25 protein-coding genes and 1 tRNA gene are annotated in these 22490 nt (G+C 59.3%); 17 read left to right on the top strand and 9 right to left on the bottom strand.

The features are described from left to right. Nucleotides 1–339 precede the first annotated feature (339 nt). From FB555_RS05660 to rdgB, 7 genes are all read left to right on the top strand, one after another. The gene (locus FB555_RS05660; RefSeq protein WP_182484487.1) at nt 340–921 is read left to right on the top strand and encodes a hypothetical protein; all 582 of its coding nucleotides are present in this window, start codon (nt 340–342) and stop codon (nt 919–921) included. Further along, the gene (locus FB555_RS05655; RefSeq protein WP_182484486.1) at nt 897–1823 is read left to right on the top strand and encodes a hypothetical protein; all 927 of its coding nucleotides are present in this window, start codon (nt 897–899) and stop codon (nt 1821–1823) included. Before FB555_RS05660 ends, FB555_RS05655 begins: the two co-directional genes overlap by 25 nt. Nucleotides 1824–1971: 148 nt before the next feature. After that, entirely contained in the window at nt 1972–3675 is a 1704-nt protein-coding gene (locus FB555_RS05650) for a S1C family serine protease (protein WP_182484485.1), read from the top strand. Between the two features lie 113 nt (nt 3676–3788). Further along, entirely contained in the window at nt 3789–4070 is a 282-nt protein-coding gene (locus FB555_RS05645) for a DUF3039 domain-containing protein (protein ID WP_182484484.1), read from the top strand. Further along, entirely contained in the window at nt 4063–4884 is an 822-nt protein-coding gene (gene murI, locus FB555_RS05640; RefSeq protein WP_182484483.1) for a glutamate racemase, read from the top strand. The genes FB555_RS05645 and murI overlap by 8 nt, the downstream gene beginning before the upstream one ends. Before the next feature lie 13 nt (nt 4885–4897). After that, nucleotides 4898–5641, top strand: a complete 744-nt coding sequence (gene rph, locus FB555_RS05635) for a ribonuclease PH (RefSeq protein ID WP_182484482.1) — start codon at nt 4898–4900, stop codon at nt 5639–5641. Next, complete coding sequence (gene rdgB, locus FB555_RS05630) at nt 5641–6297, top strand: RdgB/HAM1 family non-canonical purine NTP pyrophosphatase (RefSeq protein WP_182484481.1); 657 nt, start codon at nt 5641–5643, stop codon at nt 6295–6297. Before rph ends, rdgB begins: the two co-directional genes overlap by 1 nt. Here the strand turns inward: rdgB and FB555_RS05625 are convergent. The 5 genes from FB555_RS05625 to FB555_RS05605 all read right to left on the bottom strand — a co-directional run bounded on the left by FB555_RS05625 (nt 6294) and on the right by FB555_RS05605 (nt 11123). Beyond that, nucleotides 6294–7118 carry an amino acid ABC transporter permease gene (locus FB555_RS05625; RefSeq protein ID WP_182484480.1) on the bottom strand — a complete coding sequence of 275 codons (825 nt, stop codon included), beginning with the start codon at nt 7116–7118 and terminating at the stop codon, nt 6294–6296. The two genes, rdgB and FB555_RS05625, sit on opposite strands and share 4 nt — an antisense overlap. Beyond that, on the bottom strand, nt 7115–7762 hold the full coding sequence (locus FB555_RS05620; RefSeq protein WP_182484479.1) for an amino acid ABC transporter permease: 648 nt from the start codon (nt 7760–7762) through the stop codon (nt 7115–7117). The genes FB555_RS05625 and FB555_RS05620 overlap by 4 nt, the downstream gene beginning before the upstream one ends. A 109-nt stretch (nt 7763–7871) precedes the next feature. Beyond that, on the bottom strand, nt 7872–8741 hold the full coding sequence (locus tag FB555_RS05615; RefSeq protein ID WP_182484478.1) for a glutamate ABC transporter substrate-binding protein: 870 nt from the start codon (nt 8739–8741) through the stop codon (nt 7872–7874). A gap of 38 nt (nt 8742–8779) precedes the next feature. Further along, nucleotides 8780–9499: an amino acid ABC transporter ATP-binding protein gene (locus tag FB555_RS05610; RefSeq protein ID WP_425485597.1), complete on the bottom strand. Its 720-nt coding sequence runs from the start codon at nt 9497–9499 to the stop codon at nt 8780–8782. Between the two features lie 184 nt (nt 9500–9683). Beyond that, complete coding sequence (locus FB555_RS05605) at nt 9684–11123, bottom strand: helix-turn-helix domain-containing protein (RefSeq protein ID WP_182484477.1); 1440 nt, start codon at nt 11121–11123, stop codon at nt 9684–9686. A 154-nt stretch (nt 11124–11277) separates the two neighbouring features. Here FB555_RS05605 and aceA point away from each other — a divergent pair, with 154 nt between their 5' ends. From aceA to FB555_RS05590, 3 genes are read left to right on the top strand one after another with little or no spacing between them, the layout of a single operon-like run. Continuing rightward, nucleotides 11278–12567, top strand: coding sequence for an isocitrate lyase (gene aceA, locus FB555_RS05600; RefSeq protein WP_182484476.1), 1290 nt, complete (start codon nt 11278–11280; stop codon nt 12565–12567). Between the two features lie 29 nt (nt 12568–12596). Further along, nucleotides 12597–14234, top strand: a complete 1638-nt coding sequence (gene aceB / locus FB555_RS05595) for a malate synthase A (RefSeq protein ID WP_182484475.1) — start codon at nt 12597–12599, stop codon at nt 14232–14234. Continuing rightward, nucleotides 14231–14929, top strand: coding sequence for an SDR family NAD(P)-dependent oxidoreductase (locus FB555_RS05590; RefSeq protein WP_182484474.1), 699 nt, complete (start codon nt 14231–14233; stop codon nt 14927–14929). The genes aceB and FB555_RS05590 overlap by 4 nt, the downstream gene beginning before the upstream one ends. Before the next feature lie 5 nt (nt 14930–14934). On the opposite strand, the gene FB555_RS05585 is transcribed toward FB555_RS05590, so the two are convergent. The 4 genes from FB555_RS05585 to FB555_RS05570 all read right to left on the bottom strand — a co-directional run bounded on the left by FB555_RS05585 (nt 14935) and on the right by FB555_RS05570 (nt 17319). Beyond that, the gene (locus FB555_RS05585) at nt 14935–15786 is read right to left on the bottom strand and encodes a PhzF family phenazine biosynthesis protein (RefSeq protein WP_182484473.1); all 852 of its coding nucleotides are present in this window, start codon (nt 15784–15786) and stop codon (nt 14935–14937) included. Continuing rightward, nucleotides 15786–16541, bottom strand: coding sequence for a DedA family protein (locus FB555_RS05580; RefSeq protein ID WP_182484472.1), 756 nt, complete (start codon nt 16539–16541; stop codon nt 15786–15788). The genes FB555_RS05585 and FB555_RS05580 overlap by 1 nt, the downstream gene beginning before the upstream one ends. 10 nt (nt 16542–16551) lie before the next feature. Beyond that, nucleotides 16552–17199 carry a VTT domain-containing protein gene (locus FB555_RS05575; protein ID WP_182484471.1) on the bottom strand — a complete coding sequence of 216 codons (648 nt, stop codon included), beginning with the start codon at nt 17197–17199 and terminating at the stop codon, nt 16552–16554. Nucleotides 17200–17237: 38 nt separating this feature from the next. After that, nucleotides 17238–17319: transfer RNA gene (locus FB555_RS05570), tRNA-Leu, on the bottom strand. Nucleotides 17320–17400: 81 nt separating this feature from the next. On the opposite strand from FB555_RS05570, the gene FB555_RS05565 reads away from it, so the two are divergent. The 7 genes from FB555_RS05565 (at nt 17401) to FB555_RS05535 (ending at nt 22016) form a co-directional block, all read left to right on the top strand. Next, nucleotides 17401–18621, top strand: coding sequence for a TadA family conjugal transfer-associated ATPase (locus FB555_RS05565; protein ID WP_182484470.1), 1221 nt, complete (start codon nt 17401–17403; stop codon nt 18619–18621). Next, entirely contained in the window at nt 18618–19475 is an 858-nt protein-coding gene (locus FB555_RS05560; protein WP_182484469.1) for a type II secretion system F family protein, read from the top strand. The genes FB555_RS05565 and FB555_RS05560 overlap by 4 nt, the downstream gene beginning before the upstream one ends. After that, entirely contained in the window at nt 19472–20416 is a 945-nt protein-coding gene (locus FB555_RS05555; protein WP_182484468.1) for a type II secretion system F family protein, read from the top strand. Before FB555_RS05560 ends, FB555_RS05555 begins: the two co-directional genes overlap by 4 nt. 67 nt (nt 20417–20483) lie before the next feature. Next, the gene (locus tag FB555_RS05550; RefSeq protein ID WP_182484467.1) at nt 20484–20651 is read left to right on the top strand and encodes a hypothetical protein; all 168 of its coding nucleotides are present in this window, start codon (nt 20484–20486) and stop codon (nt 20649–20651) included. A gap of 6 nt (nt 20652–20657) precedes the next feature. Next, the gene (locus FB555_RS05545; protein ID WP_182484466.1) at nt 20658–21101 is read left to right on the top strand and encodes a TadE/TadG family type IV pilus assembly protein; all 444 of its coding nucleotides are present in this window, start codon (nt 20658–20660) and stop codon (nt 21099–21101) included. Continuing rightward, nucleotides 21076–21567, top strand: a complete 492-nt coding sequence (locus tag FB555_RS05540; RefSeq protein ID WP_182484465.1) for a hypothetical protein — start codon at nt 21076–21078, stop codon at nt 21565–21567. The genes FB555_RS05545 and FB555_RS05540 overlap by 26 nt, the downstream gene beginning before the upstream one ends. Beyond that, on the top strand, nt 21567–22016 hold the full coding sequence (locus FB555_RS05535) for a pilus assembly protein TadG-related protein (protein ID WP_182484464.1): 450 nt from the start codon (nt 21567–21569) through the stop codon (nt 22014–22016). Before FB555_RS05540 ends, FB555_RS05535 begins: the two co-directional genes overlap by 1 nt. The last annotated feature ends 474 nt before the right edge of the window (nt 22017–22490 follow it).

The raw sequence follows: 22490 nt of genomic DNA, 5'->3' as shown, positions 1-22490 counted from the left end.
GCCCCAAGTTTCCGCGGCACGCGTGTCCGAAGTTCGAGAATCTCAGGAGTTACGCACACAATCCGAGTTCCACGGCACCCCGACCAACCTTTCCATTGGGCGTCGCCGAGAATTTTGGTTCGCAATGGAGGAAAGTTCACAGCCTGCGAACTTTCCTGTCCTGGATTTCCGGGAGTTAGGTAGTTGCTCGTCACGTTTATCCTCCGATCCGTACACTTTTGCCTCACCACGCGTCATCTCGGTTGATCCCTTCACCGTATTCCTGTTGAGAAATCTCGAGAATGCCCATCTGTGGACGGTTCAATCCGGACCTCAACGCCATCGCCTAGCGTGCAGGCTATGACCCCTTCTCGCGGCAACATTCGCACACGCTCCGGCGCAACGCTCTTGATTTGCGCTGCTCTCACCACACTCGTCCTGACGGGATGCGCGAGCACTGCGACGGTTGCTCCGCCCACAGCAACTCCCGCCGTTGAGGCAACTCCGATGTTCGCCTCCGACGAAGAAGCTCTCGCCGCTGCCGAGGCTGCTTATCGGAACTACATCGACGTCAGTGACCAGATTGCCCGTGATGGTGGTCTGAATGTTGAGCGCCTTCAGCCTTTCGTTTCTGTTGAGCTATACCAACAGCAAGTTCAGGAATACGCCGACGTTGTTTCGAAGGGACTCCGTGCAATGGGATCCTCAATGTTCGACTCTTTCACGCTTGAAAGCTATGACGCGACCAAGGGTGAAATCCGAGCGTATGCCTGCCTCAGGACGGGAGATATCCAGGTCCTGGACTCAAGTTCGTTGGACGTGACGCCAATCAATCGGAATAACAATTTACCGCTTCAACTGGTTTTTACTGTGTCGACAGATTTAGATTCACGAGTTTCTATTTCACGGAGTGACGTATGGTCCGGAACAAATTTCTGCTGACGCTTGCGGCGGGCCTCCTAGCAGCGGGAGTTTTGATTTCGTTTGAATCCTTGAGTGCTTTTGCTGCGCCTGGTGGCTGCAGCACCTCGGGTTCTAGTTTTAGCGCATGTTCAGGGGCGCAAGTCGGCGGGAACAGCGTGGATGTCTGGGCGAACCAAACCATGCCGGGAGCCAACGGTGGGGGAGCGACCTGGGGTGGGCGTGACGCGATTCCTGGGGCGGGGCAAGGCCGTGGATCGGGGGGCTCGGGAGGTAGCTCGACGCCGTACTGGAGTTTCTATCCGCGAGTGCCAGATTCTCCCCAACAGGCGCGAGGTTACTGTTACGTGCTCGTGAACCGGGCGGCGTCTTGTTTTCAGGTCGCCAACCCTGGAGTTGCTGAGGCGCCACCGATTCTCGAGGCCGCCTATGTCACTCCCGTCATCACGGTGGCCGACGTTGCAACCTTCTCACCGAATCAACCCTCGCTGGCGACCGAGCCGTCCGGCTGGGCTGTCGTGGGATTGGACAGCAACATGATCACGTCCACGCGCCCACATGTTGTCGGAGGAGTTCTCTTGGGGTCGTCCGCGGAGGTTCGGTTTACCCCGGTGAGTTTTGATTTCACGTACGGCGACGGTGGCACCCGTAGCACGTCATCACCCGGGGCTTCATGGGTGGTGCAGGGGCTTCCTGAGTTCTCGCCAACCTCCACGAGCCATATCTATTCCCAATCCGGTACGTATGAGATCGCCGCCCGGGTGGGCTTCGCCCTCGAGTATCGCTGGGGCTCCGGCACCTGGACTCCCATCGAGGGACGAGTTTTTGCCACGGCCCCAACTCAGACCGTGGTGGTGGTGGACAACGCCAACGTGTTGGTTCAAGGAGCGTGCCAGCAGGGAATCCCTGCCCCCGGCTGTTAGCCTTGAACCCGGCAACGCGTGAACGAATCGCCGAACGTTAGTCACGCAATATTCCGCATCGAAACACTCAGATGACACTCAGCCTGCTCATAGGAAGTGCTCAGAATAACAGTGGATGCTGGAGTCGCTCGGAAGGAGCAACCACATCATGCCTGAGAACCCCCAAAACCCCGAGAACATCGAAAACGCAGTGAGCCCCGTCGCCCCCAAGGACGCATCTGGGCCATCTGCAACAGAAGCTCCCAAAGTTCGCAAGACCCCTGTTCGCAAGGCAGTTGTCCCGGAAGGCGTCGTTCCCGAGGCGACCGTTTCAGAAGCCGTCATCTCCGAAGCAGCCGCGCCGACTCCGCCGAGCGACTACACGCCCCCGTCATCAGCGCAGGCGTCAGCCCCAACGGCAGCGCGGACCTCGACCGCTCCTGTTACGGGCAAGGCCGACCGCAACTACTACTTCCCACCCACCACTGCGGCGGCTCGCACGCCAGCTTCGGCAGCGACGCCGACGTACGCTGGAACTGTCCCCCCAGCCCGCACCTTGCCCGCCGCGGGTAGCGTTCCCCCCGCCGGAACAATTCCCCCGGCTTTCGGTGGCCCCGCCCCGGCAGCGGCACCCAAGCGCGTTCTGACCCTTCCCGTCGTAGTCGCGATTGCTCTCGCGGCAGCCGTGATCGGTGGAGGTTCTGGGGCAGGCATGGCCGCATACTTCTCTAGCCAGAACGGTTCGACCGCTTCAGGCGTTGTCGCCCAGGGCATCACCATTAACGATGCGTCGAACGTCTCGACGGTCACAGCGGTTGCCCAGAAAGCATCCCCCAGCGTTGTCACCATCTCGGTGTCAGGATCAACGGCGGCCGGCAGTGGTTCGGGCGTTGTTCTCAGCGCCGACGGCTATATTCTGACCAACAACCATGTAGCAACCCTTGATGGGGCCACCGGTAATCCCACCATTCAGGTGCGGGATAACCTCGGTCACCTCTACTCGGCAACCATCGTTGGCACGGACCCCACGGTCGACTTAGCTGTATTGAAGCTTGACGGCGCAACCAACCTGACGCCGATCGAGTGGGGTGACTCCAGCAAGCTCAACGTTGGCGACGTGGCGATCGCCATGGGAGCTCCTCTCGGCCTGGCGGGGACCGTCACAACCGGTATCGTCTCGGCATTGAACCGCAGCATCCAAATTGCGAGCTCGGCTGTTCCGACGACAACCCCTGACCAGAGCACAACCCCCGGGCAAGAAACGCCGCCCAATGGAACGGGTCCCTTCGACTTCTGGAACTTTGACTTCGGTCAAGGGAACGGTCAAGATGGCTCAACTCCATCCACGCAGGCTCCCCCTGCGGCATCTGCATCCATTTCCATCCCTGTTATTCAAACGGATGCGGCCATCAACCCCGGAAACTCGGGTGGAGCCCTTCTCGATGCCAAGGGTCAACTCATTGGAATTAACGTCGCTATTGCCAGCGCCGGCAGTTCTTCTGGTGGCCAATCGGGCAACATCGGCGTCGGATTCGCTCTTCCCTCGAACCTCGCCAAACGAGTCTCGAATGAGATTATCGCAACCGGTACCGCAACCCATGGACTTCTGGGGGCGAGCGTTTCTGATGCCGCCAGCGCGAAGGGAAGCACGATCGAGGGTGCTCTCATTCAGCAGGCCACTTCCGGTGGTGCCGCCGAAAAGGCAGGAATGCAAGCCGGCGATATCGTGACGCGTTTTAACGGAGTTCCCATTACCGATGCCAGCGATATTACGGCGCAGGTTCGCACAATGGCGGCCGGAGCACAAGTTGAGGTCGAGATTAGTCGCGGAGGCAAGACCCAGACAATTCAAGTCACGTTGGGCGGGCTCTAACAAACGGGAGGGGTCCTGCTCAAGGCCTCATCGACTTCAGCAGGACCCCTCAACCGCTCGGCAACCGGGACCCCGTCCAAGCATTTGCAGTGCAAAACTCGTAGAATTACCTTATGACAGCATCCAATCCTGACGGTTCGCCTCTGGAGGGTGGGGGCGGCACGGCTACCCTCGACCACGAGCTAGAAGAGCTGCTGCGCGACGAACAGTTAGACGAAGGCGACCATGATCGCTTCTCGCACTATGTGAAGAAGAACGATATTTTGAAGTCGGCCCTCTCCGGCAAGCCTGTTCGGGCGTTGTGCGGCAAGAAGTGGACTCCGGGCCGAGACCCCGACAAGTTTCCCGTCTGCCAGAGCTGCAAAGACATTTACGAGAAGATGAAAGATGAATAGAAATGCCCCTATCGGCATTTTTGATTCAGGCGTCGGCGGGCTCACTGTGGCGCGCGCTATCCGTGATTCTCTCCCGCATGAGTCGCTGACCTATATCGGCGATACCGCGCACTCGCCCTATGGAACCAAGTCGATAGCCGATGTGCGAACCTTCTCCCTGAACGTTCTCGATGAACTCGTGGACCAGGGCGTCAAGATGCTCGTCATCGCATGCAATACCGCGAGTGCGGCAATGTTGCGGGATGCCCGGGAGCGGTATTCAGTTCCAGTCGTGGAGGTCATCCAACCGGCTGTTCGCGGGGCACTGGCGGCGACGAGGAACAACCGCATTGGGGTCATCGGCACGAGTGCCACGATCAACAGCCTGGCGTACGACGATGCTTTTGCGGCAGCACCGCATCTAGAACTGTTCACCCATGCGGCCCCGCGATTCGTGGAGTTCGTCGAAGCGGGGCAAACCAGTGGCACCGACGTTCTGCGCGTTGCCCGCGACTACTTGCAACCTCTGATTGACGCCGACATCGACACGCTGGTGTTGGGGTGTACACACTACCCCTTTCTTCGGGGCGCCATTGCGTACGTCATGGGTGAAGGGGTGCGCTTGGTTTCCAGTGACAACGAGACCGCCAAAGATGTGTATCGCGAACTGGTCAATCGCGAGCTTGACCGCGTTTCCCCCACGCCTCCGGTCTACCGCTACGAAGCCACCGGCGCCAACGCCGAGGAGTTCATCCGCCTGGCCAGACTCTTCTTGGGACCCCAGGTCGAATCCGTTGATTACACGCCCACCGGCGTTATTACCCTCCCTCTGTAGAAGAAAGCACCCCATGACAGAAACCACCTTCCGGGTAGACGGCCGCGCCAATGACGAACTCCGCGCGATCACGATCGAGCGTGGCTGGAGCGATCAGGCCGAAGGGTCAGCGCTTATTTCCTTCGGGCGCACGAAGGTGCTGTGCACCGCATCGTTTACGAACGGCGTACCGCGCTGGATGGCGGGCAAAGGAAAAGGTTGGGTCACCGCCGAATATGCCATGCTGCCGCGTTCGACAAATTCCCGCATGGATCGCGAAGCGGTGAAGGGCAAAATTGGTGGCCGCACCCACGAGATTTCACGCCTGATCGGCCGTAGCCTTCGCGCCGTTGTGAACATGAAAGCGCTGGGCGAGAACACCATCGTCATTGACTGTGACGTTCTTCAAGCCGATGGCGGAACCCGCACGGCGGCTATCACGGGCGCCTACGTTGCGCTCGCCGATGCCATCGAATGGGGTCGGGAACATAAGTTCATCGGGCAGAAGTCAGAACCACTCATCGACAGCGTCGCCGCTGTCTCCGTTGGCATCATTGATGGCGTTCCCATGCTCGACTTGGCGTATACCGAAGATGTTCGCGCCGAAACGGACATGAACGTCGTTGTAACAGGTCGAGGGCTCTTCGTCGAGGTGCAGGGAACCGCAGAAGCGGCCCCGTTCGATCGCCGCGAGTTGGACGCATTGCTCGACTTGGCGCTCGGTGGCGCGGTCGACTTGACCGTCCTGCAAAAGCACGCGCTCGGCCGCGACGCGTAATGCCCGAAGACGCCACAACGCACCGCACCTTCGTGCTGGCCACGCATAACCTGCACAAGGTGGCCGAATTCGAGGCCATTCTGGGAGCGGCGGGCGAAGGCAATGCCTCCGGATTCAGTGGTGGATTTCACATCGTTGCTTACGACGGTCCCGAGCCCGTTGAGGACGGGGCAAGTTTTACAGAGAATGCTCTGATCAAGGCCCGCGCCGCCGCGGCGCACACCGGGTTGCCTGCGCTCGCGGACGATTCCGGAATTTGCGTCGACATTCTCGGGGGAGCCCCCGGAATTTTCTCTGCACGCTGGGCCGGAGCAGCGCGTAGCGATGCCGCCAACGTGCAGCTCTTGCTCGAACAGCTCGCCGATGTGCGCGACACCAACCGTAACGCGCATTTCACCTGCCATATCGCCATTGTCGTTCCGGCGACCGAGCGCAGCCGAGCTCTCGAGGCCGTCGTGTCGGGGGACTGGCCCGGTCAGATTGCTCGCGAAGTCCGGGGTCAGAACGGTTTTGGCTATGACCCAATCTTTATTCCGCAAGGAAACACCGGTTCTGCGGCAGAGCTACCACCTGCCAAGAAAAACGCGTTGAGCCACCGTTCACGAGCCTTGAAGGCACTTGCCGATCTCCTGGAATCCGGCAAACTCGGGTTTTAGTGGCCCCTGGACCTCGAGCGCCTGGCAATGACGCGGGCCAGCCAGGAGAGAGACAAGTTGATTGTGAGGTACATGGCGAGCACGACGAAGAAGAAAGAGAAGGAGTAGCGGTTGCCGAAAAAGTTTGAGAGGTTGTACACGCCGGACCGCAGGAGCTCATCGTAGGCCACCACAAACGACAGCGAGGTGTCCTTCAGTAACACGACGAGTTGCGCGATGATGATCGGTAGCATCTGCCGGAAGGCCTGGGGGAATTCGATCCGAAACCGCGTCGCAATCGGGGTCAGTCCGATCGCCAACCCAGCCTCGCGTTGCCCGCGCGGCAAAGATTTGATGCCGGCCCGTAGCGCCTCGCCAATGATGGCGCCGTTGTAGACAGAGAGAGCGGCAACGCCGGCCCAGAAAGAGCCGGTCGAGAATACGAGCAGGATGAAGAGCATCATCAGTAGCACGGGCATGCCGCGTACGAATTCGAGCACGATGGTTGTGGGAACTCGGATCCATCTGGTTTCTGATGCCCGGCCGAAAGAGAAGAGTACCGCGAGCGCCAGCGCGAACACGGCGGCGACGCCGGCCATCCTGAGTGTGTTGAGGGCGCCCTGCCCGAGTGTGCGCCAGACCTGTACATCGCTGAAGACATCCCAGCGTGTCACGCTCCATAGACCCGGCTGGACAGCACCATTGGCGCTAACAGTGGGGGCGCCCAGAACGAGGATAAGCCACACAAGGCCGGCCGCGATGAGGATGATGCCGATGATGGAGAGGACACGCGACCGGGCAATAGCCTTCGGGCCAGGAGCGTCATAGAGAACCGAGCTCATCGGAGGACCGTGACCTTCCGCTCGATTTTCCCGGCAATCAAGCCGAGAGGGATAGTGATGATCAGGTAGAAGACTGCCACGGCAAGCAGAATCGCCAACACTTCATCCCCGCGCAGGTTGGTGATTTTGCGGGCGGCGCCGAAAAGTTCGAAAACGAAGAACGCGCCGGCGACCGAGGTGTTTTTAGTGAGGGCGATGAAGACGTTGATCAGCGGAGGGATGACCATGCGCACGGCCTGGGGCATGATGATGAAGGAGAGCGTCTGGCCGAATGTCAGGCCGATGCTGCGGGCGGCCTCTGCTTGCCCGAGGGGTACTCCGTTGATCCCGGAGCGCAGTGCCTCGGCGATGAACGGTGACGTATAGACGGTGAGCCCGATTGCAGCCAACGTGAAATAGCCGGGTGAAAACTGCAGGTACGGGAGGAGGTAGGCGCAGAAGAACAGGACAAGGGTGAGGGGAGTGTTGCGGACGAGTTCCGTGTACACGGTGGCGAATCCACGAAAGGATGCCACGGGTGAGATGCGCATTGCCGCGAGGATGATGCCGAGCACGAGTGCACCGATGCCGGCAATCGCGAGAAGACTCAGCGTGTTTCTAAAACCTTCTAAAAACACGGGCAGATTTTCGATGATTGCGTCCATAACTCACCTCCTCTGTGTGATCTGTGCGGATATCCGACGTGTGTTGGTGAGCCGTGGCCCGCAGGTTGTTCCGAGCGGGCCACGACTCGTCAATTATTAATGACGATGGTTAGTAACGCACCACGGCGGGCGGCGTCGGCGTACCGAGCACCTTCCCAGCGGTCGCCTCCCACGCAGCGGCCCAGGAGCCATCTTTATAGGACTTTTCTAGAACATCATTGATGAAGGCACGGAAAGCAGTGTCATCCTTGTGTAATCCGATGCCATAGGGCTCTTTTGTGAATGGCTTGTCAACCATCTCAAACTCGCCCACATTTTGGTCGGCAAGGCCAGCCAGAATGACGTTGTCGGTGGTCACGGCCACTACTTCGCCACTTCGTAGAGGGCCGAGGCAGTTCGAGTAGGTGTCGGTCGCTATCACGTTAGTTGTGTAGGCGGCGATGTTCCGTTCAGAGGTGGAGCCGCTGACGGTACAGACCCGCTTGCCGGTGAGATCGTTCGGCCCGGTGATTTTCTCCGGGTTTCCGGCGAGAACCAGCAGATCTTGACCGGCTTCGTAGTACGGGCCAGCAAAATCAATAACTTTCTTGCGCGTGTCATTGATTGTGTACGTCGCGACCACGAGGTCTACTTGGCTGTTTTGGAGGAAGGGCTCGCGGTTGGCCGACACGGTCTCCGTCCACACAATATTTTCGGGCCTAATGCCGAGCTTTGCGGCGATGAGCTTACCGATCTCGACGTCGAAGCCGACCGGATTACCGTCCGGACCCTTGAGGCCGAACAGCGGTTGGTCGAACTTGGTGCCGATCGTGATTGTGCCGGCGGTGCTCAGTTTTTCCATCGTGGTTCCGGGAGCAAATGTAGGCGCTTCCGCGACGGGTGCACTTGCGCCGGGTGCGCCCGAGTCCGTGCATCCGCTCAGGGCGAGCGCGGCCGCGAGGGTAATGGCCGAAATAATTTGGCCTTTGTGGAGCCTCATAGTATTTCTCCTAACTGCAGTGAGTTCCTGCACACCGGTTAGTGGGCAAGTATTTTCGAGAGGAAGTCTTTAGCTCTCGTGCTCTGGGGGTTGGTGAAGAATTGCTCGGGGGTGGCCTCTTCGACGATTTCGCCCTCGGCCATAAAAATAACCCGGTTGGCGGCTTTGCGAGCGAAGCCCATCTCGTGGGTGACGACAATCATCGTCATGCCGTCGTTTGCGAGGTCAACCATGACCTCAAGAACCTCGTTAATCATCTCTGGGTCAAGCGCGCTGGTTGGCTCATCCAGCAGAATCAACTTGGGTTCCATGGCCAGCGCCCGGGCGATGGCCACGCGCTGCTGTTGACCGCCGGAGAGCTGTGCCGGCATTTTCTTTGCTTGGTCGGCAACCCCAACGCGTTCGAGCAGGAGCAAGGCTTTTTTCTCGGCCGCGACCTTCGATAGGCCGCGTACTTTGATGGGCCCCAGGGTCACGTTTTCTAGCACGGTCTTGTGCGCGAACAGATTGAAGGCTTGAAAAACCATGCCCACGTCGGCGCGGAGGTGGGCGAGAGCCCTACCCTCGGCCGGCAGCGGTTGGCCGTCGATTGTGATGAGACCGGAGTCGATAGTTTCAAGTCGGTTGATGACCCGGCACAGTGTCGACTTGCCTGATCCGCTGGGCCCAATCACGACGACCACTTCACCACGGTTGACCACGGCGTTGATGTCTCTCAGAACGTGAAGTTCTCCGTAATGCTTGTCGACATCCTTCATAACGACCAGCGGGTCACCCCGCCTGACAGAAATGTTCGACGTTACCGGCGTTGACTGCGTAGCATCCATCTCCCCGAACCTAGCCGAGAACGAGAGTCCCGAACACCCCCCAACAGTATGGTTACCCTTTCGTGACGCCCTGCTTCGGCAGAAAATCGAGTGTCTTGACCGTCGCGAATACGTATTACGAGGTGCTGGGGGAGTGCAACTCGAGAAATTCGTAGACTTCGCGCACGTCGACGCCGCGAAAATTGTTGCGCGGGGCGGCGGCGAGCAGGCTCGAATTGATGCGTGCGGTTGGCCGAGATGATTCCGCCCATTTGGCTGCTAGTGAGTCAGGGGCTTGGCGGCAGCAAACATCATCCGGGCATGACGAGGTAAAACGGGTTGTCGTGTCGCGTCCACGAAACCATTTCACGTGGGCAAAGGGTGTTCCCACGCTCAGGGAGAACGCACCCTGTTCCGTGTTCTGGATGCGGGAGGTGCACCAGTATGTTCCCGCCGGTTTGTCGGTGTACTGGTGGTACGGCGTGAACTTATCTTCACTCGCAAACACCTGCCGGGCACTCCATTTACGGCACACAAGTTGCCCCTCCACAGCTCCCAAAATGTCGGTGGGGAAGGCTACGTTGTCGTTCTCATAAGCCTTCGACAGTGTGCCGCTCTCGTGCACTTTGAGGAAGTGCACGGGAATATCGAGGTGACGTGTCGCCAAGTTGGTGAAGCGGTGCGCGGCAACTTCGTAGCCAACAGCAAAATTGTCGCGCAGGTCTTCGACGGCCAATTGGCGCAGGTTTTTGGCCTCGGTGAGAAACGTCACGGCGCTGGTCTCGGGAATGAGCAGAGCACCGGCAAGATAGTTGGTCTCGACGCGCTGGCGCAAGAAATCTCCATAGTTGTGAGGCTCGGTGTGTCCGAGAACGTGTCCGGCGAGTGCCTGAAGCAGGCTGGTTCGCGGGTCGCGTCCCTCACGCCGAACCGGCAGGTAGATGCGGCCATTCTTGGTGTCGGTCACGGAGCGAGTGGTGCCGGGAAGGTCCGTGACGTAATGCAGCGAGAACCCGAGGTACGTTGCGAGTTCTGCCGTTAGGCGCTCACTGAGGGGCCCTCCGGTATGCCCGATCACGGCAAGAAGTTCGCGAGCCTTGGACTCAAGATCGTCGAAGTAGTTGTTCTGATCGCGCATGATTCCGCGCAATTCAGCGTTGGCCCGTCGCGCCTCCTCGGGGGTTGCTGCTCGTTCGGAGTGCAAACGAGCCACTTCGCGCTGAAGCCCAAGAATCGTGTCAAGCACCTCATCACTCATGCCCTTTCCCACCCGCAGCGGCGCGATCTTCAGCGCCGAAAACATGCCATTTCGCTGCGCTCGTTCGAGCTCAATTTCCTTCGCAGTGCGTTCGTTCGCGGGCTCAACCGTCAGCAGTTCGTTCAATCCGACTCCCAGCGCAGTCGCAATGGCTTGAAGCTGCAGGATGCGCGGCGCACGCTTGCCGTTCTCCAAAGCGGACACCTGCGAGGGGGCCCTCCCAATTGCGGCACCGAGGTCATCCAGGGTCATTTTCTTGCTGGTCCGGATATCGCGGATGCGGCGACCGATAACGAGGGCATCGAGAGTGTCAGGCATGTCTCCATGCTCGCACGCCAGTGCGGTCTGTGGAAGGTTTCACAAAACAGAAGTTCTGTCAATCTTCTGCGCGCAATTTGTGGTCTATCGGCGTCAAACGGGCAAATACTCGAGTTAGAGCCGCAATTCAGCAGAAAGATCAAGGGAGATCACAATGACACTTCGCACCGGAGACCAGATTCAGACCGCAGCACAACTTCAGCACGAGTGGGATACCGACCCCCGCTGGGTTGGAATCAGTCGCGACTACACGGCCGAAGAAGTCATTCGTCTACGGGGCTCTATCGTCGAAGAAGCCACTCTCGCTCGTCGCGGCGCAGAAAACCTGTGGCACCTTCTTCACACAGAAGAGTTTGTTCCCGCCCTCGGAGCGCTCACGGGTAACCAGGCCGTTCAGCAAGTCAAGGCCGGTCTGAAGGCCATTTACCTTTCCGGATGGCAGGTTGCCGGCGACGCCAACACGTCAGGCCAGACCTACCCCGACCAGAGCCTCTATCCCGTCAACTCGGTACCCACGGTGGTGCGCCGGATCAACAACGCGTTGATTCGTGCCGATCAGGTTGAGCGCGTCGAGGGTGACGCTACGGTCGACTGGATCGCCCCAATTGTTGCCGATGCTGAAGCAGGATTTGGTGGCCCCCTGAACGCCTACGAGTTGATGAAGTCCATGATTGTTGCTGGTGCCGCGGGCGTGCACTGGGAAGACCAGCTCGCGTCCGAGAAGAAGTGCGGTCACCTCGGTGGCAAGGTGCTCATTCCCACCCAGCAGCATGTTCGCACACTGAACGCTGCTCGCCTCGCGGCGGACGTGGCCGGCGTTCCCACCATTGTTATTGCCCGCACCGATGCCCTCGCGGCGGATCTTCTCACGAGTGACGTGGATCCTCGCGACAGTCAGTATGCGACGGGGGAGCGCACGAACGAAGGCTTCTACCGCGTCAAGCCTGGCCTCGACGTTGTCGTCACCCGCGGGCTTGCCTTTGCTGAGTACGCCGATCTCATCTGGGTGGAAACGGGCGAACCTGACTTGGCCCTAGCCCGCGAATTCGCTTCGGCAATTCACGCACAGTACCCGGGCAAGATGCTCGCCTACAACTGTTCCCCTTCGTTCAACTGGAAGAAGCACCTGACCGACGCAGAGATTGCGACGTTCCAGGCCGATCTTGCCGCCATGGGCTACAAGTTCCAGTTCATCACACTCGCGGGATTCCACGCGCTGAACCACTCCATGTTCACTCTGGCCAAAGGCTACAAGGATCGGGCCATGAGCGCCTATGTTGAGCTTCAAGAGGCAGAATTCGCCAGTGAAGCCGATGGATACACCGCGACCAAGCACCAGCGCGAGGTCGGTACGGGTTACTTTGACGTCATCTCGACTGCCCTTAATCCTGCGTCAGAGACACTCGCTCTCGTGGGCTCCACCGAAGCCCAGCAGTTCCACTAAACCCCTCACCAAAGACAAGGAGAAAAATCATGTCATCCATCACCATAGATGGACCAATGGGTCCACGTTTTGACGACATCCTGAGCACCGAAGCTCTGGAATTCATCACAGAACTTCATGATCTGTTCGCGGGAACGCGCAATGACGTGCTCGCCGCCCGCTTGGTAACACGCACTCACCTGGCAAATGGTCGCTACCCAACATTTCAGAATGCCACTCGCCACATCCGCGAGGACGCGTCGTGGCGGGTTGCCGGAGCCGGCCCGGGGTTGCAGGACCGCCGTGTCGAAATCACGGGACCTACGGATCCCAAGATGGCCTGCAACGCTTTGAACTCCGGTGCGAAGGTCTGGCTGGCAGATTTGGAAGATGCCACGAGCCCGACCTGGGCCAACATCATCGGCGGCCAGGTTTCGCTGTTCGATGCCATTCGTCGTCAGCTCCACTTTGAATCCGATGGAAAGACGTACGAAATCACGGAGACCGTGACGCCCACCATCGTCATGCGTCCGCGTGGTTGGCACTTGGTCGAGAAGCACCTGACTTACCTGGACCGGTCGGAACGTCCTTCGGCGGCCGTTGCATCCCTGGTTGACTTCGGACTGTACTTCTTCCACAATGCCGCCGAGCTGATCGCGCGGGGGGTGGGCCCCTACTTCTACTTGGCCAAGATTGAGTCTCATGCCGAAGCTCGGTTGTGGAATGACGTCTTCACCTTTGCCGAGGATCGCCTCGGCATTGAGTACGGCAGCATCCGGGCCACCGTCCTGATTGAGACGATTCCTGCCGCGTTTGAAATGGACGAGATTTTGTGGGAGCTTCGCGACCACTGTGCCGGCCTGAATGCCGGTCGGTGGGATTACATTTTTTCTATCATCAAAAACTTTCGAGGCGCAGGAAAGAAGTTCCTCACCCCCGATCGCGCACAGATCACGATGACCGTGCCGTTTATGCGGGCGTACACCGAGTTGCTGGTGGCGACCTGTCACAAGAGGGGAGCACATGCCATTGGGGGCATGAGTGCTTTCATTCCCAATCGTCGTGACCCCGAGGTCACCGCTCGCGCACTCGAGAATGTTGCCAATGACAAGCGTCGAGAAGCGGGGGACGGATTCGATGGAACCTGGGTCGCGCATCCGGATCTCATTGCCACGGCACGCGCAGAGTTTGACGCCGTGTTGGGAGAGCGGCCCAATCAGGTCGACCGCCTTCGCCCCGAGGTGGAAGTAACGGCTGCGGACCTCATTGACATCCAGTCGATCGGGGGCGACGTGACCGATGCCGGAGTGCGCTCCAACGTGTCGGTGGGAATTCGCTATATCGAATCCTGGCTGCGTGGCGTCGGTGCTGCCGCTATCGACAACCTCATGGAAGATGCGGCCACGGCCGAGATTTCTCGTTCACAAATTTGGCAATGGATTCACTACGGTGTCGTCACTCGCGAGGGCACGAGGATCACGCAGGCCCTCGTCGAGAACCTCATCACTCAGATGCGTGATGACCTCACACGGAGCCCGGGAGATCGTTTTGACGATGCCATCACGGTCTTTCGTCAGGTTGCTCTCGACACGGATAACTTCCCGACCTTCCTCACAGTGGGAGCGTATGCGCAATTTCTCATCGATGAGCCAAGCGAGGTGTTAAAACCCCTTAGTGTTGGTGCATGACTGAACTGAGTGGCCGCCGAATTCTCGTGACCGGAGCAACCGGCGGTCTCGGTTCCCTGATTGCCCGTGAGCTCTCTGCGCAGGGCGCCCAACTCGTGTTGAGCGCTCGCAGCGCCGAGAGCTTGCAGGCGTTAGGGCTGGACGCCGAGATGTTCTCGGTTGATCTTCTGGCGGCTGGTGCTGCTCAGGCCCTCATCGATGCGGTCACCGATGCCGGCGAACTCGACGGCATCGTGATCGCCCACGGGGTCGTGGCCTTTGGGCCCGCTGCCGAGATTTCGGACGAGACCTTGACTACCGTGATGACCCTCAACCAAACCGTCCCCATCCAATTAATCAGAGCGGCCGTGCCGGCGCTCGCGGCGTCACGGCAGGCGGGAAATGAGCCCTTTATTCTGACAATTGCCGGCGTCGTTGCCGACTCGCCCACCGCGGGGATGGCCGTCTATTCGGCCAGCAAAGCGGGCCTCAACGCGTTCGTGTCCGCGGCTCAAAGGGAACTGCGCCGCGTGGGCATCCGTGTTCTGGATGCGCGCCCGCCACACACCGAGACGGGCCTGGCGACTCGTCCCATTGCAGGCACGGCGCCGGCCATGCCGACGGGTCTAACCCCGAGCATCGTGGCCACGCGCATTGTCGCGGCCATCGTGAACGACGAGAAAGATGTACCGACCCCGGCCTTCTTACCGCAATAAGGGCGTTAGAGCTGAATTCCCGTTCCGGAGATTTGCATTTGAGAACCACCGACCGTCAGCAGAATGAGGCTGGGTCGCCCCATGTCATCCCCCTGAAGAATCTGGATTTGGTCGCCGACACCGGCGATGCCGTTGTGTCTCAGGTATCCACCCAGCGCCGCCGCCGCCGATCCTGTTGCGGCATCTTCGTAGACGCCACCAATCGGAAAAGGATTGCGAGAATGCCACTTGCGGGTGCTGGGGTCGCCTTCGTCAGGGTAGACCAGTTGGATCGTCGTCCACCCCTCCGCGGTCATCAGGTCGAAGAGATCGTCGAAGTCGTAATCAAGCTCGGCTAGTCGGTCACGCGAGTCGGCTACCAATACCGGATGCGCGTTGCCCACAAACCCAATCGCCGGAGTAAACCGCGGGTCGAGATCTTCACTGTCCCAATCGAGTGCCTCCAACAGGGCTTCGAGCGCATCGTCCGTCAGAGGGCGAACCGAGGCAGCGGGAGAAATGAGGGTGACGACAAGGTCGTCGCCGTTTTCAAAAACTTCAACTTCGATGGGGCCCGCGTTTGAGTTGAATTCGTAGGTTGAGGGACCGTTTTCCTGGCCCAAGGCAATTCCGGCCGCGATCGTTGCATGGCCGCAAAAGTCGACTTCGCCCACCGGGGAGAAATAGCGAATATCGAACGCTTCGGGACCGTCCTTGGGGCGAGCGATGAGAAATGCGGTCTCGGAGTAGCCAACCTCGGCGGCAACGGCCAGCATTTCTTTATCGCTGAGGCCGGCGGCATCCAGAACGACACCGGCAGGGTTTCCCCCTTCGGGGTCATTGCTAAAAGCAGTGAGACGCAGTACCTCGGAGGGCATTACTTTTCTTCGGCTTCGTGCGCACCATCATGCTTTTGCGAGAACACAGCCGGGTCAAGGACCAACCTCTCGGAGGGAGTGCCAGCCGCGGTCGCGGCGGCGTGGGCGGCCTTCTCTTTGCGGCCCTTCACGACGGCCTGGATGTAGTGATAGATCGTGGGGATCAGCACAATGACAATGACGCCCAAGAGAACGATGTCAATGTAGTTCTGAACAAACGCGGCCACGACGGGGATGTGGCCCACACCAAAACCGATCATGGTCAGCCCCGTGCCCCAGATGAGGGCGCCTATCAAGTTATACAGCGTGTACTTTTTGTAGTTCATGTGGCCCACGCCAGCAGCCACGGGAGCAAAGGTGCGAATGATCGGAACGAAGCGGGCCAAAATAACGGCAAACCCGCCGTAGCGCGTGAAGAAAGCGTTGGTCCGTTCTACATTCTTCTTGCTGAAGAGACCATTTTCGTGGCGCTCAAAAATGCGGGGGCCGGCCTTATGGCCAATCAGATAGCCCACTTCACCACCGAGGAACGCGGCCAAACTGATGGCCCCACAGACCACCCAAATGTTGGCACCAAAAGCATTCTCAACGGTGAGGACGCCGGCGGCAATCAGGAGCGTGTCACCCGGGAGAAGAAAGCCGATGAGCAGGCCCGTTTCAGCAAAGATGATGAAGGCGACGCCCAATAGCGCGTAAGGGCCAAAGCCAGCAATCAGCGTGGTCGGGTCAAGCCATGGGATGAGGGCGCTATGCATAGGTGAAAGTTTACGATGCTTTTCTGGCAGTTCGCTCCCGGCGGTCAAGAAGCCACGTGCGAAAACCAAAGACCAAGGAGGCCGTGATGAAGAAGGCCGCGATGATGTACGCGGCAGCCTTTACCCCGGGGATCGAGGCAGCGAAATAACCGGTGAGAGACAACCCCACGCCCCACGCGAGAGCGCCAACGAGGTTGCTGGTCAAAAACTTGTAATAGTTCATCTTTCCAATGCCGGCTATCCAGGGCACGAAGACACGCGCCCACGGAATGAAGCGGGCAACCACCACGGCCCACCAGCCGTAGGAATTATAGAATCGCTCCGTTCGGGCAATGATGCGCTGCATGCGCGGCCCACTCTTTTTATCGAGATAGGGGCGACCGAGGTGTCGCCCGAGAACGAAACCGACTTGATCACCGATGAAAGCAGCGAGCCCGACCCCCACGGCAAGAATCCAGATGTCGAGCTGGGGATTGGCGGCGGTGACTAAGCCAGAGGCGAAGAGCAGTGAATCCCCCGTAATAAAGGGGATGAAAACGCCAACGAAGAGGCCCGTTCCCGCAAAAACCAGCCCCCATACGGCGAGGTAAAAGACGAAGACGCCGACGGTGGCAACGAAATCGGTCAGCTGGGTGTCAAGAACTGCGGTGTGAAGCACGGCGCCACACCCCCATCTCCGGCTCTTAATGTATGTTGTGCGGGAGAAGGGACTTGAACCCTCACGCTCGAAAGCACCAGATCCTAAATCTGGCGTGTATACCAATTTCACCACTCCCGCGAATGACGCGTCCCTAGTTTATCGGTGCTCCATGTGGATAACTTCCCCTGCCCATGACGCTTTGTCGACACACTTCGGAGCATGTCTGATTCTGTTGCCGTGATCATCGAGGCCGTGCGTGCTCGCGTGCGGTGCGATAAGACGGCGTCTGTTGCGCTGATTGAAGCCATCGCCCAGGACGAATTACGCGTCGCCGCCGAGGTTGGGGGCGGGGCCGGGTTGCATTCTTTGGCCGATGAACAACGGGCACTCGACGCAGTAATGTCAGAACTTACCGGGCTGGGGGCTTTGCAACCTCTGTTGGATGACCCCGAGATTGAAGAAATCTGGATCAATTCTCCGGACCGAGTTTTTGTGGCCCGAAACGGCGTGGCCGAGCTCACGTCACTGGTCCTGACAGAAACTACCGTGCACGAACTGGTGGAACGCATGCTGCAAAGTTCCGGGCGGCGCGTCGATTTGTCGAGCCCTTTTGTGGATGCGTCCCTGCCGGATGGCTCCCGCGTTCATGTCACCATTCCCGACATTACGAGCCGTCACTGGGCCGTCAACATTCGAAAGTTTTCGCGCAATATCCGACGCCTCAGCGACCTTGTTGAAGGCAATTCCCTCACGCAACTCTCGAGTGAATTTTTGCGCATGAGCGTCTTGGCGGGCCTGAACATTCTGGTCTCGGGAGCAACCCAGGCGGGCAAGACGACGATGCTCCATGCTCTCCTTTCGGCGGCCAGGCCCAACGAGCGAATTGTGACGGTCGAAGAAACGTTTGAGCTCAGTTTGTCCTCCCGCGATGTCGTGGCCATGCAGTGCCGTCAGGCAAGTCTCGAAGGTACGGGGGAAGTAAACTTGCGTCGCCTCATCAAGGAGGCTTTGCGCATGCGTCCCGATCGTCTCGTGGTTGGGGAAGTCCGCGAGGCCGAGAGCCTTGACCTTCTGATTGCTCTCAATAGCGGGCTGCCGGGAGCCTGTTCCATTCATGCCAACAGCGCTCAGGATGCGTTAGCCAAGCTCTGTACCCTTCCGTTATTGGCCGGGCGCAACATCGACGCATCCTTCGTTATGCCAACCGTCGCCTCCAGCATCGACATGGTTGTGCACTGCGAGCTCGATCGCCACGGGCGTCGCCGAATCCGCGAAATCGTAATGCCCACAGGCACCGTGCTCGGTGCTCACCTCGAGGCGGTCACCATTTTTGACATTCGCGACGGCGTTCTGACTCCGACCGGTTCAATGCCAACGCGCCTGCACAAGTTTGAAACGGCCGGCTTTGACCCCAGCGCTGTTCTTCGGGCGCCCTTATGAGATTCGATGGGTTGCCGGCGCTGGCTTTACTCCTCGGCTGCGCCCTCGGGGCGGGAACGCTTCTGGTGCTGTCGGTGTGGGCCTGGCCGCGACACAATCCAGCTGGTGCGGCGGTGGCGCGTCCGCTGGCCAACAGACACCCCAACCGGGTGACGGTTCTGGGGATTTCCCTTCTCATCGGGGTCATCGTTGGTTTTCTCACGTTCGCCTTAAGCGGTGTTATCGGCCTGAGCGTTATTTTTGCGGTCGCATCCGCGAGCGCCCCTCGCCTTGTGATGAGGAGACAGGCCCACAAGGAACGCCTCCTCATGAGAACACTGTGGCCCGATGTCGTCGACTCTCTTGTTTCTGCACTTCGAGCCGGGGCGTCGTTGCCGGCGGCGCTCTCTTCTTTGACGACCTTGTCGCCGCGGGTGGTGCACCATGCCGCAGGCGAGTTTGAACGGCAGTATCGGCTCTCCGGTAATTTCGATGCCTGCGTCGACGTCTTGAAAACGACGTGGGCTGATCCAGCGGCCGATCGCATCTTGGAGACCCTTCGCTTAGCCCGTCACGTTGGCGGCAGTGAAGTCACCACGATCTTGCGCACTCTGGGTGGTTATTTGCGGCAGGAGTCTGCCATTCGCCAGGAGGTGGAGGCGCGTCAAGGCTGGATTCGTTCCGCCGCCCGCATTGGTGTCGCTGCACCCTGGGTCGTATTGGCCCTTTTGGCGACGAGACCCGAAGCTGCGGCCGCCTACAATTCTCCGGCGGGAATCACGGTGATCTTCATCGGATTTGGCCTGAGCCTGGTGGCCTATCGCATCATGCTCGCGGTGGCAATTTTGCCGCAACCGCGGCGGTGGTTCGCATGAGTACCGTGGTTGCATTCGCCTTGGTGCTGGGGGCGATCCTCGGGTTGGGGCTCTGGATTGTCGTGAGCACGGTGCCGCGGCTGGGGGGAATTCCCCTAACCCAGCGCGTAGCACCCTTCGTGGCCGATCTTTCCCCCGAAGCATTCCGCCTCTCGACGCGATTGCCAGGGGACCCAGTGTCGGTCTTGGGCAAAATCCTCGCCGTTTCGGTGCGTCGGTTCACCCCGCTAAGCGAGGGGCTTCTGGGCAACAAACACGAGACTCTGCGTCGCTTGGCCCAGGCGGGGGCACCCCTCACCTTGGAAGGCTTTCGAGCCCGCCAATTATTGTGGGCTCTCGGTGGTCTCGCGGCGGGCGTGGTCATAGATCTTGCCACGGGCTTCTTTGGCACGACCACTCCCATTGGACTTGCCGTTGTCCCCGTTGTGGGCCTTGTTACCGGGTGCTTAGCCGCCGAATTCGCCCTCCGCTCCGCCGTCAAACGCCGGGCTACCAGGATCACCAGTGAACTGCCGACCGTGTTCGAATTCACCTCGTTGTGCTTGGCTGCGGGGGAGTCCATCACCGACACCCTTCGGCGGGTTGCTCAGGTGGGCTCTGGTGACTTCGCCGGCGAGCTCGGACACGTCATGCGACAGGTCGATACCGGGGTTCCCTTGGCGTCCGCTTTGCGTCAACTTTCTGCACGCCTTCAGCTACCGGCCGTGCCCAGCGGTATCGAACAAATTCTCGGGGCGCTCGATCGCGGGTCTCCCTTGGCGGCCGTTCTGCAAGCGCAGGCTCAGGATGCTCGCGAGGACGACAAACGCGAGCTTCTGGAGAAAGCGGGCCAGAAGGAGGTTGTCATGTTAGTTCCGCTCGTATTTCTCATCCTTCCAGTGACAATCCTCTTTGCGGTCTTTCCCGGACTTCTCGTTATCCAGACGGGGTTTTCTTTCTAGGGCACCACCCTCACATCCACAGCAACATCCACAGCAACATCCACAGCAAAAGAGAAAAGAGTGAACCATGTATCAATATATTTTGCAGCGACTCCATGACGAGCAGGGGGACGTTCCCGGCTGGGTGCTCATCACAATCATGACGGCAGGGCTCGTTGTCGCAATTTGGGCACTGGCCGCCCCGGCGCTGGGAACCGTCTTCGATCAAGCGATCAATCGCGTCATCAGTTTTTAGTCTGTCATGACGGTATGGGGGAACACGCCCGTGGGGGCGGCGCCGAACACTCCGAAGTCGGGTTCGACACCGGGTTCGGCGGAGGAGGGGTCGACCGTCGTCGAGTTTGTTTTTGTGAGCTCACTCCTACTTTTCCTCGTTCTTGGGGTGTTGCAGTTAGCACTGGTCTTGCACGTTCGCAATACCGTTCAGGATGCCGCGGCCGAAGGTGCTCGCTGGGCTGCCCTCGCCGACTCGAGCCTCTCGGCGGGGCACGATCGCACCCGGGACTTGATTGAAACGGCTGTGGGTGAGCAGTACGCGCAGGACGTTCGAGTCGAGTATGAGATGTGGCTGGGGCACCCGGCAATCATCGTCACGGTTCGTGCGCCCTTACCTTTGCTGGGCCTGTGGGGTCCGCCCCAATCGTTGGAGGTGAGTGGGCATGCAGCGCGTGAAGTTATTGAGTGACAGCGGGCTCAGCGACGGTCGACGCCTCTTTCGCGCCCCTGACGAGGGATCATCATCACTGGAATTCATCACCGCGGGGCTCCTGTTGCTGGTTCCGTTGGTGTATCTGGTGCTCGTCCTGTCGGCAGTTCAGGGTGCGGCTCTGGCCGCGGAAGGCGCCGCACGGCAGGCGGCGCGCGTTTTTGTGCAGGCGCCCACCGAAGCGGAGGGGTTTGCTCGTGCCCAACGAGCACTCGCCTTTGGCCTGGATGACTATGGGCTGGGCGATGCGGCTGTGGGTATGACAATAACGTGTGTGCCCCAAACTACTCCGTGTCTCCACCGATTGGCGAGCGTCACGGTGGCCATCACGCTCCAAGTAGATTTGCCTTTAGTTCCGGCCGTTTTGGGACTCGACAGACTGGCGCGCGTTCCGGTCAATGCGACGGCCACACAACACGTCTCACGTTTCTGGAGTGGTGACTGATGAAAGAAGACGGATCTCACACCTCTGAGGAGGGGTCGACTCTCATTCTGATCATTTTCAGTGCAGCACTTGCGTTGGCTCTGATTCTTGGCGTCAGTGCCGCCACGAGTCTGTATCTCGAACGAAAGCGACTCTTTAGCCTTGCCGATGGGGCGGCATTGGCCGCATCAGAATCTTTCGAACTCTCGTCCGTGGTTATCGGAGAAACCGGGAGTTTCGTGCGACCCCTGATGACCGATGACGCCGTAAACCGAGCGGCTCAGGGGTATATCGCTGGCGCAGGCGCGACGAAGCTCGATGGTCTCGAAATCAGTCGTGCGGTCACGCGCGACGGGCGAAGTGCCACTATCGAACTCGCTGCCTACTGGCGGCCTCCGGTGGTATCACTCTTCCTGCCGGAAGGCATTCGCCTGAGCGTGGAGTCGACGGCGCGGAGTATTTTCTTCTAACGAGCTACAGGCACTCCTTCATTGCGTTGGTAACACTCGATTGATTGGCGGGAGGCCTTCTCCTTTGGTTGTCGCTCAAGTGTGGTTTGTAGTCATCAATCAATGGGCGAAGGGCTCCCAGTCCACGTGTATTGTCCGATCGGAGCGTTCGACTTCCAGTTTTTCCTTTAACCACGAACTGGATATCTGAGACGCAAATAAGCTCACTGACGATACAAGGTCCACTTGCTGTGCCCGCTTTGGAATGGCCTGATAAGACTTGGCAGACAAGCATTTGAAGCCCGATTAGGTTGAGAAATGCGTTTGGCGGAGGCACAAAGGGGGCCTGCGAGATCGCCTTTAGATAACAACGCGCTAGGAAGCGCACGCCACCGTTCGTGTGCGAGGTCATTCACTCGCGCAGCGATTTTCTCTTCAGTATCGACAAGAGACTCGGGCCGTCAGCATAGGCGGCGTATACCCATTTCGTTCCGC

Origin of the sequence: Alpinimonas psychrophila (assembly GCF_014137865.1) — a bacterium.
Taxonomy (GTDB): domain Bacteria; phylum Actinomycetota; class Actinomycetes; order Actinomycetales; family Microbacteriaceae; genus Alpinimonas; species Alpinimonas psychrophila.
This window is presented reverse-complemented; position numbering and strand designations above follow the sequence as displayed.

Bases quoted from the DNA above. Each gene is read 5' to 3' on its own strand.
- FB555_RS05660 (WP_182484487.1), top strand. From the start codon at position 340: ATGACCCCTTCTCGCGGCAACATTCGCACACGCTCCGGCGCAACGCTC.
- FB555_RS05655 (WP_182484486.1), top strand. From the start codon at position 897: ATGGTCCGGAACAAATTTCTGCTGACGCTTGCGGCGGGCCTCCTAGCA.
- FB555_RS05650 (WP_182484485.1), top strand. From the start codon at position 1,972: ATGCCTGAGAACCCCCAAAACCCCGAGAACATCGAAAACGCAGTGAGC.
- FB555_RS05645 (WP_182484484.1), top strand. From the start codon at position 3,789: ATGACAGCATCCAATCCTGACGGTTCGCCTCTGGAGGGTGGGGGCGGC.
- murI (WP_182484483.1), top strand. From the start codon at position 4,063: ATGAATAGAAATGCCCCTATCGGCATTTTTGATTCAGGCGTCGGCGGG.
- rph (WP_182484482.1), top strand. From the start codon at position 4,898: ATGACAGAAACCACCTTCCGGGTAGACGGCCGCGCCAATGACGAACTC.
- rdgB (WP_182484481.1), top strand. From the start codon at position 5,641: ATGCCCGAAGACGCCACAACGCACCGCACCTTCGTGCTGGCCACGCAT.
- FB555_RS05625 (WP_182484480.1), bottom strand. From the start codon at position 7,118: ATGAGCTCGGTTCTCTATGACGCTCCTGGCCCGAAGGCTATTGCCCGG.
- FB555_RS05620 (WP_182484479.1), bottom strand. From the start codon at position 7,762: ATGGACGCAATCATCGAAAATCTGCCCGTGTTTTTAGAAGGTTTTAGA.
- FB555_RS05615 (WP_182484478.1), bottom strand. From the start codon at position 8,741: ATGAGGCTCCACAAAGGCCAAATTATTTCGGCCATTACCCTCGCGGCC.
- FB555_RS05610 (WP_425485597.1), bottom strand. From the start codon at position 9,499: ATGAAGGATGTCGACAAGCATTACGGAGAACTTCACGTTCTGAGAGAC.
- FB555_RS05605 (WP_182484477.1), bottom strand. From the start codon at position 11,123: ATGCCTGACACTCTCGATGCCCTCGTTATCGGTCGCCGCATCCGCGAT.
- aceA (WP_182484476.1), top strand. From the start codon at position 11,278: ATGACACTTCGCACCGGAGACCAGATTCAGACCGCAGCACAACTTCAG.
- aceB (WP_182484475.1), top strand. From the start codon at position 12,597: ATGTCATCCATCACCATAGATGGACCAATGGGTCCACGTTTTGACGAC.
- FB555_RS05590 (WP_182484474.1), top strand. From the start codon at position 14,231: ATGACTGAACTGAGTGGCCGCCGAATTCTCGTGACCGGAGCAACCGGC.
- FB555_RS05585 (WP_182484473.1), bottom strand. From the start codon at position 15,786: ATGCCCTCCGAGGTACTGCGTCTCACTGCTTTTAGCAATGACCCCGAA.
- FB555_RS05580 (WP_182484472.1), bottom strand. From the start codon at position 16,541: ATGCATAGCGCCCTCATCCCATGGCTTGACCCGACCACGCTGATTGCT.
- FB555_RS05565 (WP_182484470.1), top strand. From the start codon at position 17,401: ATGTCTGATTCTGTTGCCGTGATCATCGAGGCCGTGCGTGCTCGCGTG.
- FB555_RS05560 (WP_182484469.1), top strand. From the start codon at position 18,618: ATGAGATTCGATGGGTTGCCGGCGCTGGCTTTACTCCTCGGCTGCGCC.
- FB555_RS05555 (WP_182484468.1), top strand. From the start codon at position 19,472: ATGAGTACCGTGGTTGCATTCGCCTTGGTGCTGGGGGCGATCCTCGGG.
- FB555_RS05550 (WP_182484467.1), top strand. From the start codon at position 20,484: ATGTATCAATATATTTTGCAGCGACTCCATGACGAGCAGGGGGACGTT.
- FB555_RS05545 (WP_182484466.1), top strand. From the start codon at position 20,658: ATGACGGTATGGGGGAACACGCCCGTGGGGGCGGCGCCGAACACTCCG.
- FB555_RS05540 (WP_182484465.1), top strand. From the start codon at position 21,076: ATGCAGCGCGTGAAGTTATTGAGTGACAGCGGGCTCAGCGACGGTCGA.
- FB555_RS05535 (WP_182484464.1), top strand. From the start codon at position 21,567: ATGAAAGAAGACGGATCTCACACCTCTGAGGAGGGGTCGACTCTCATT.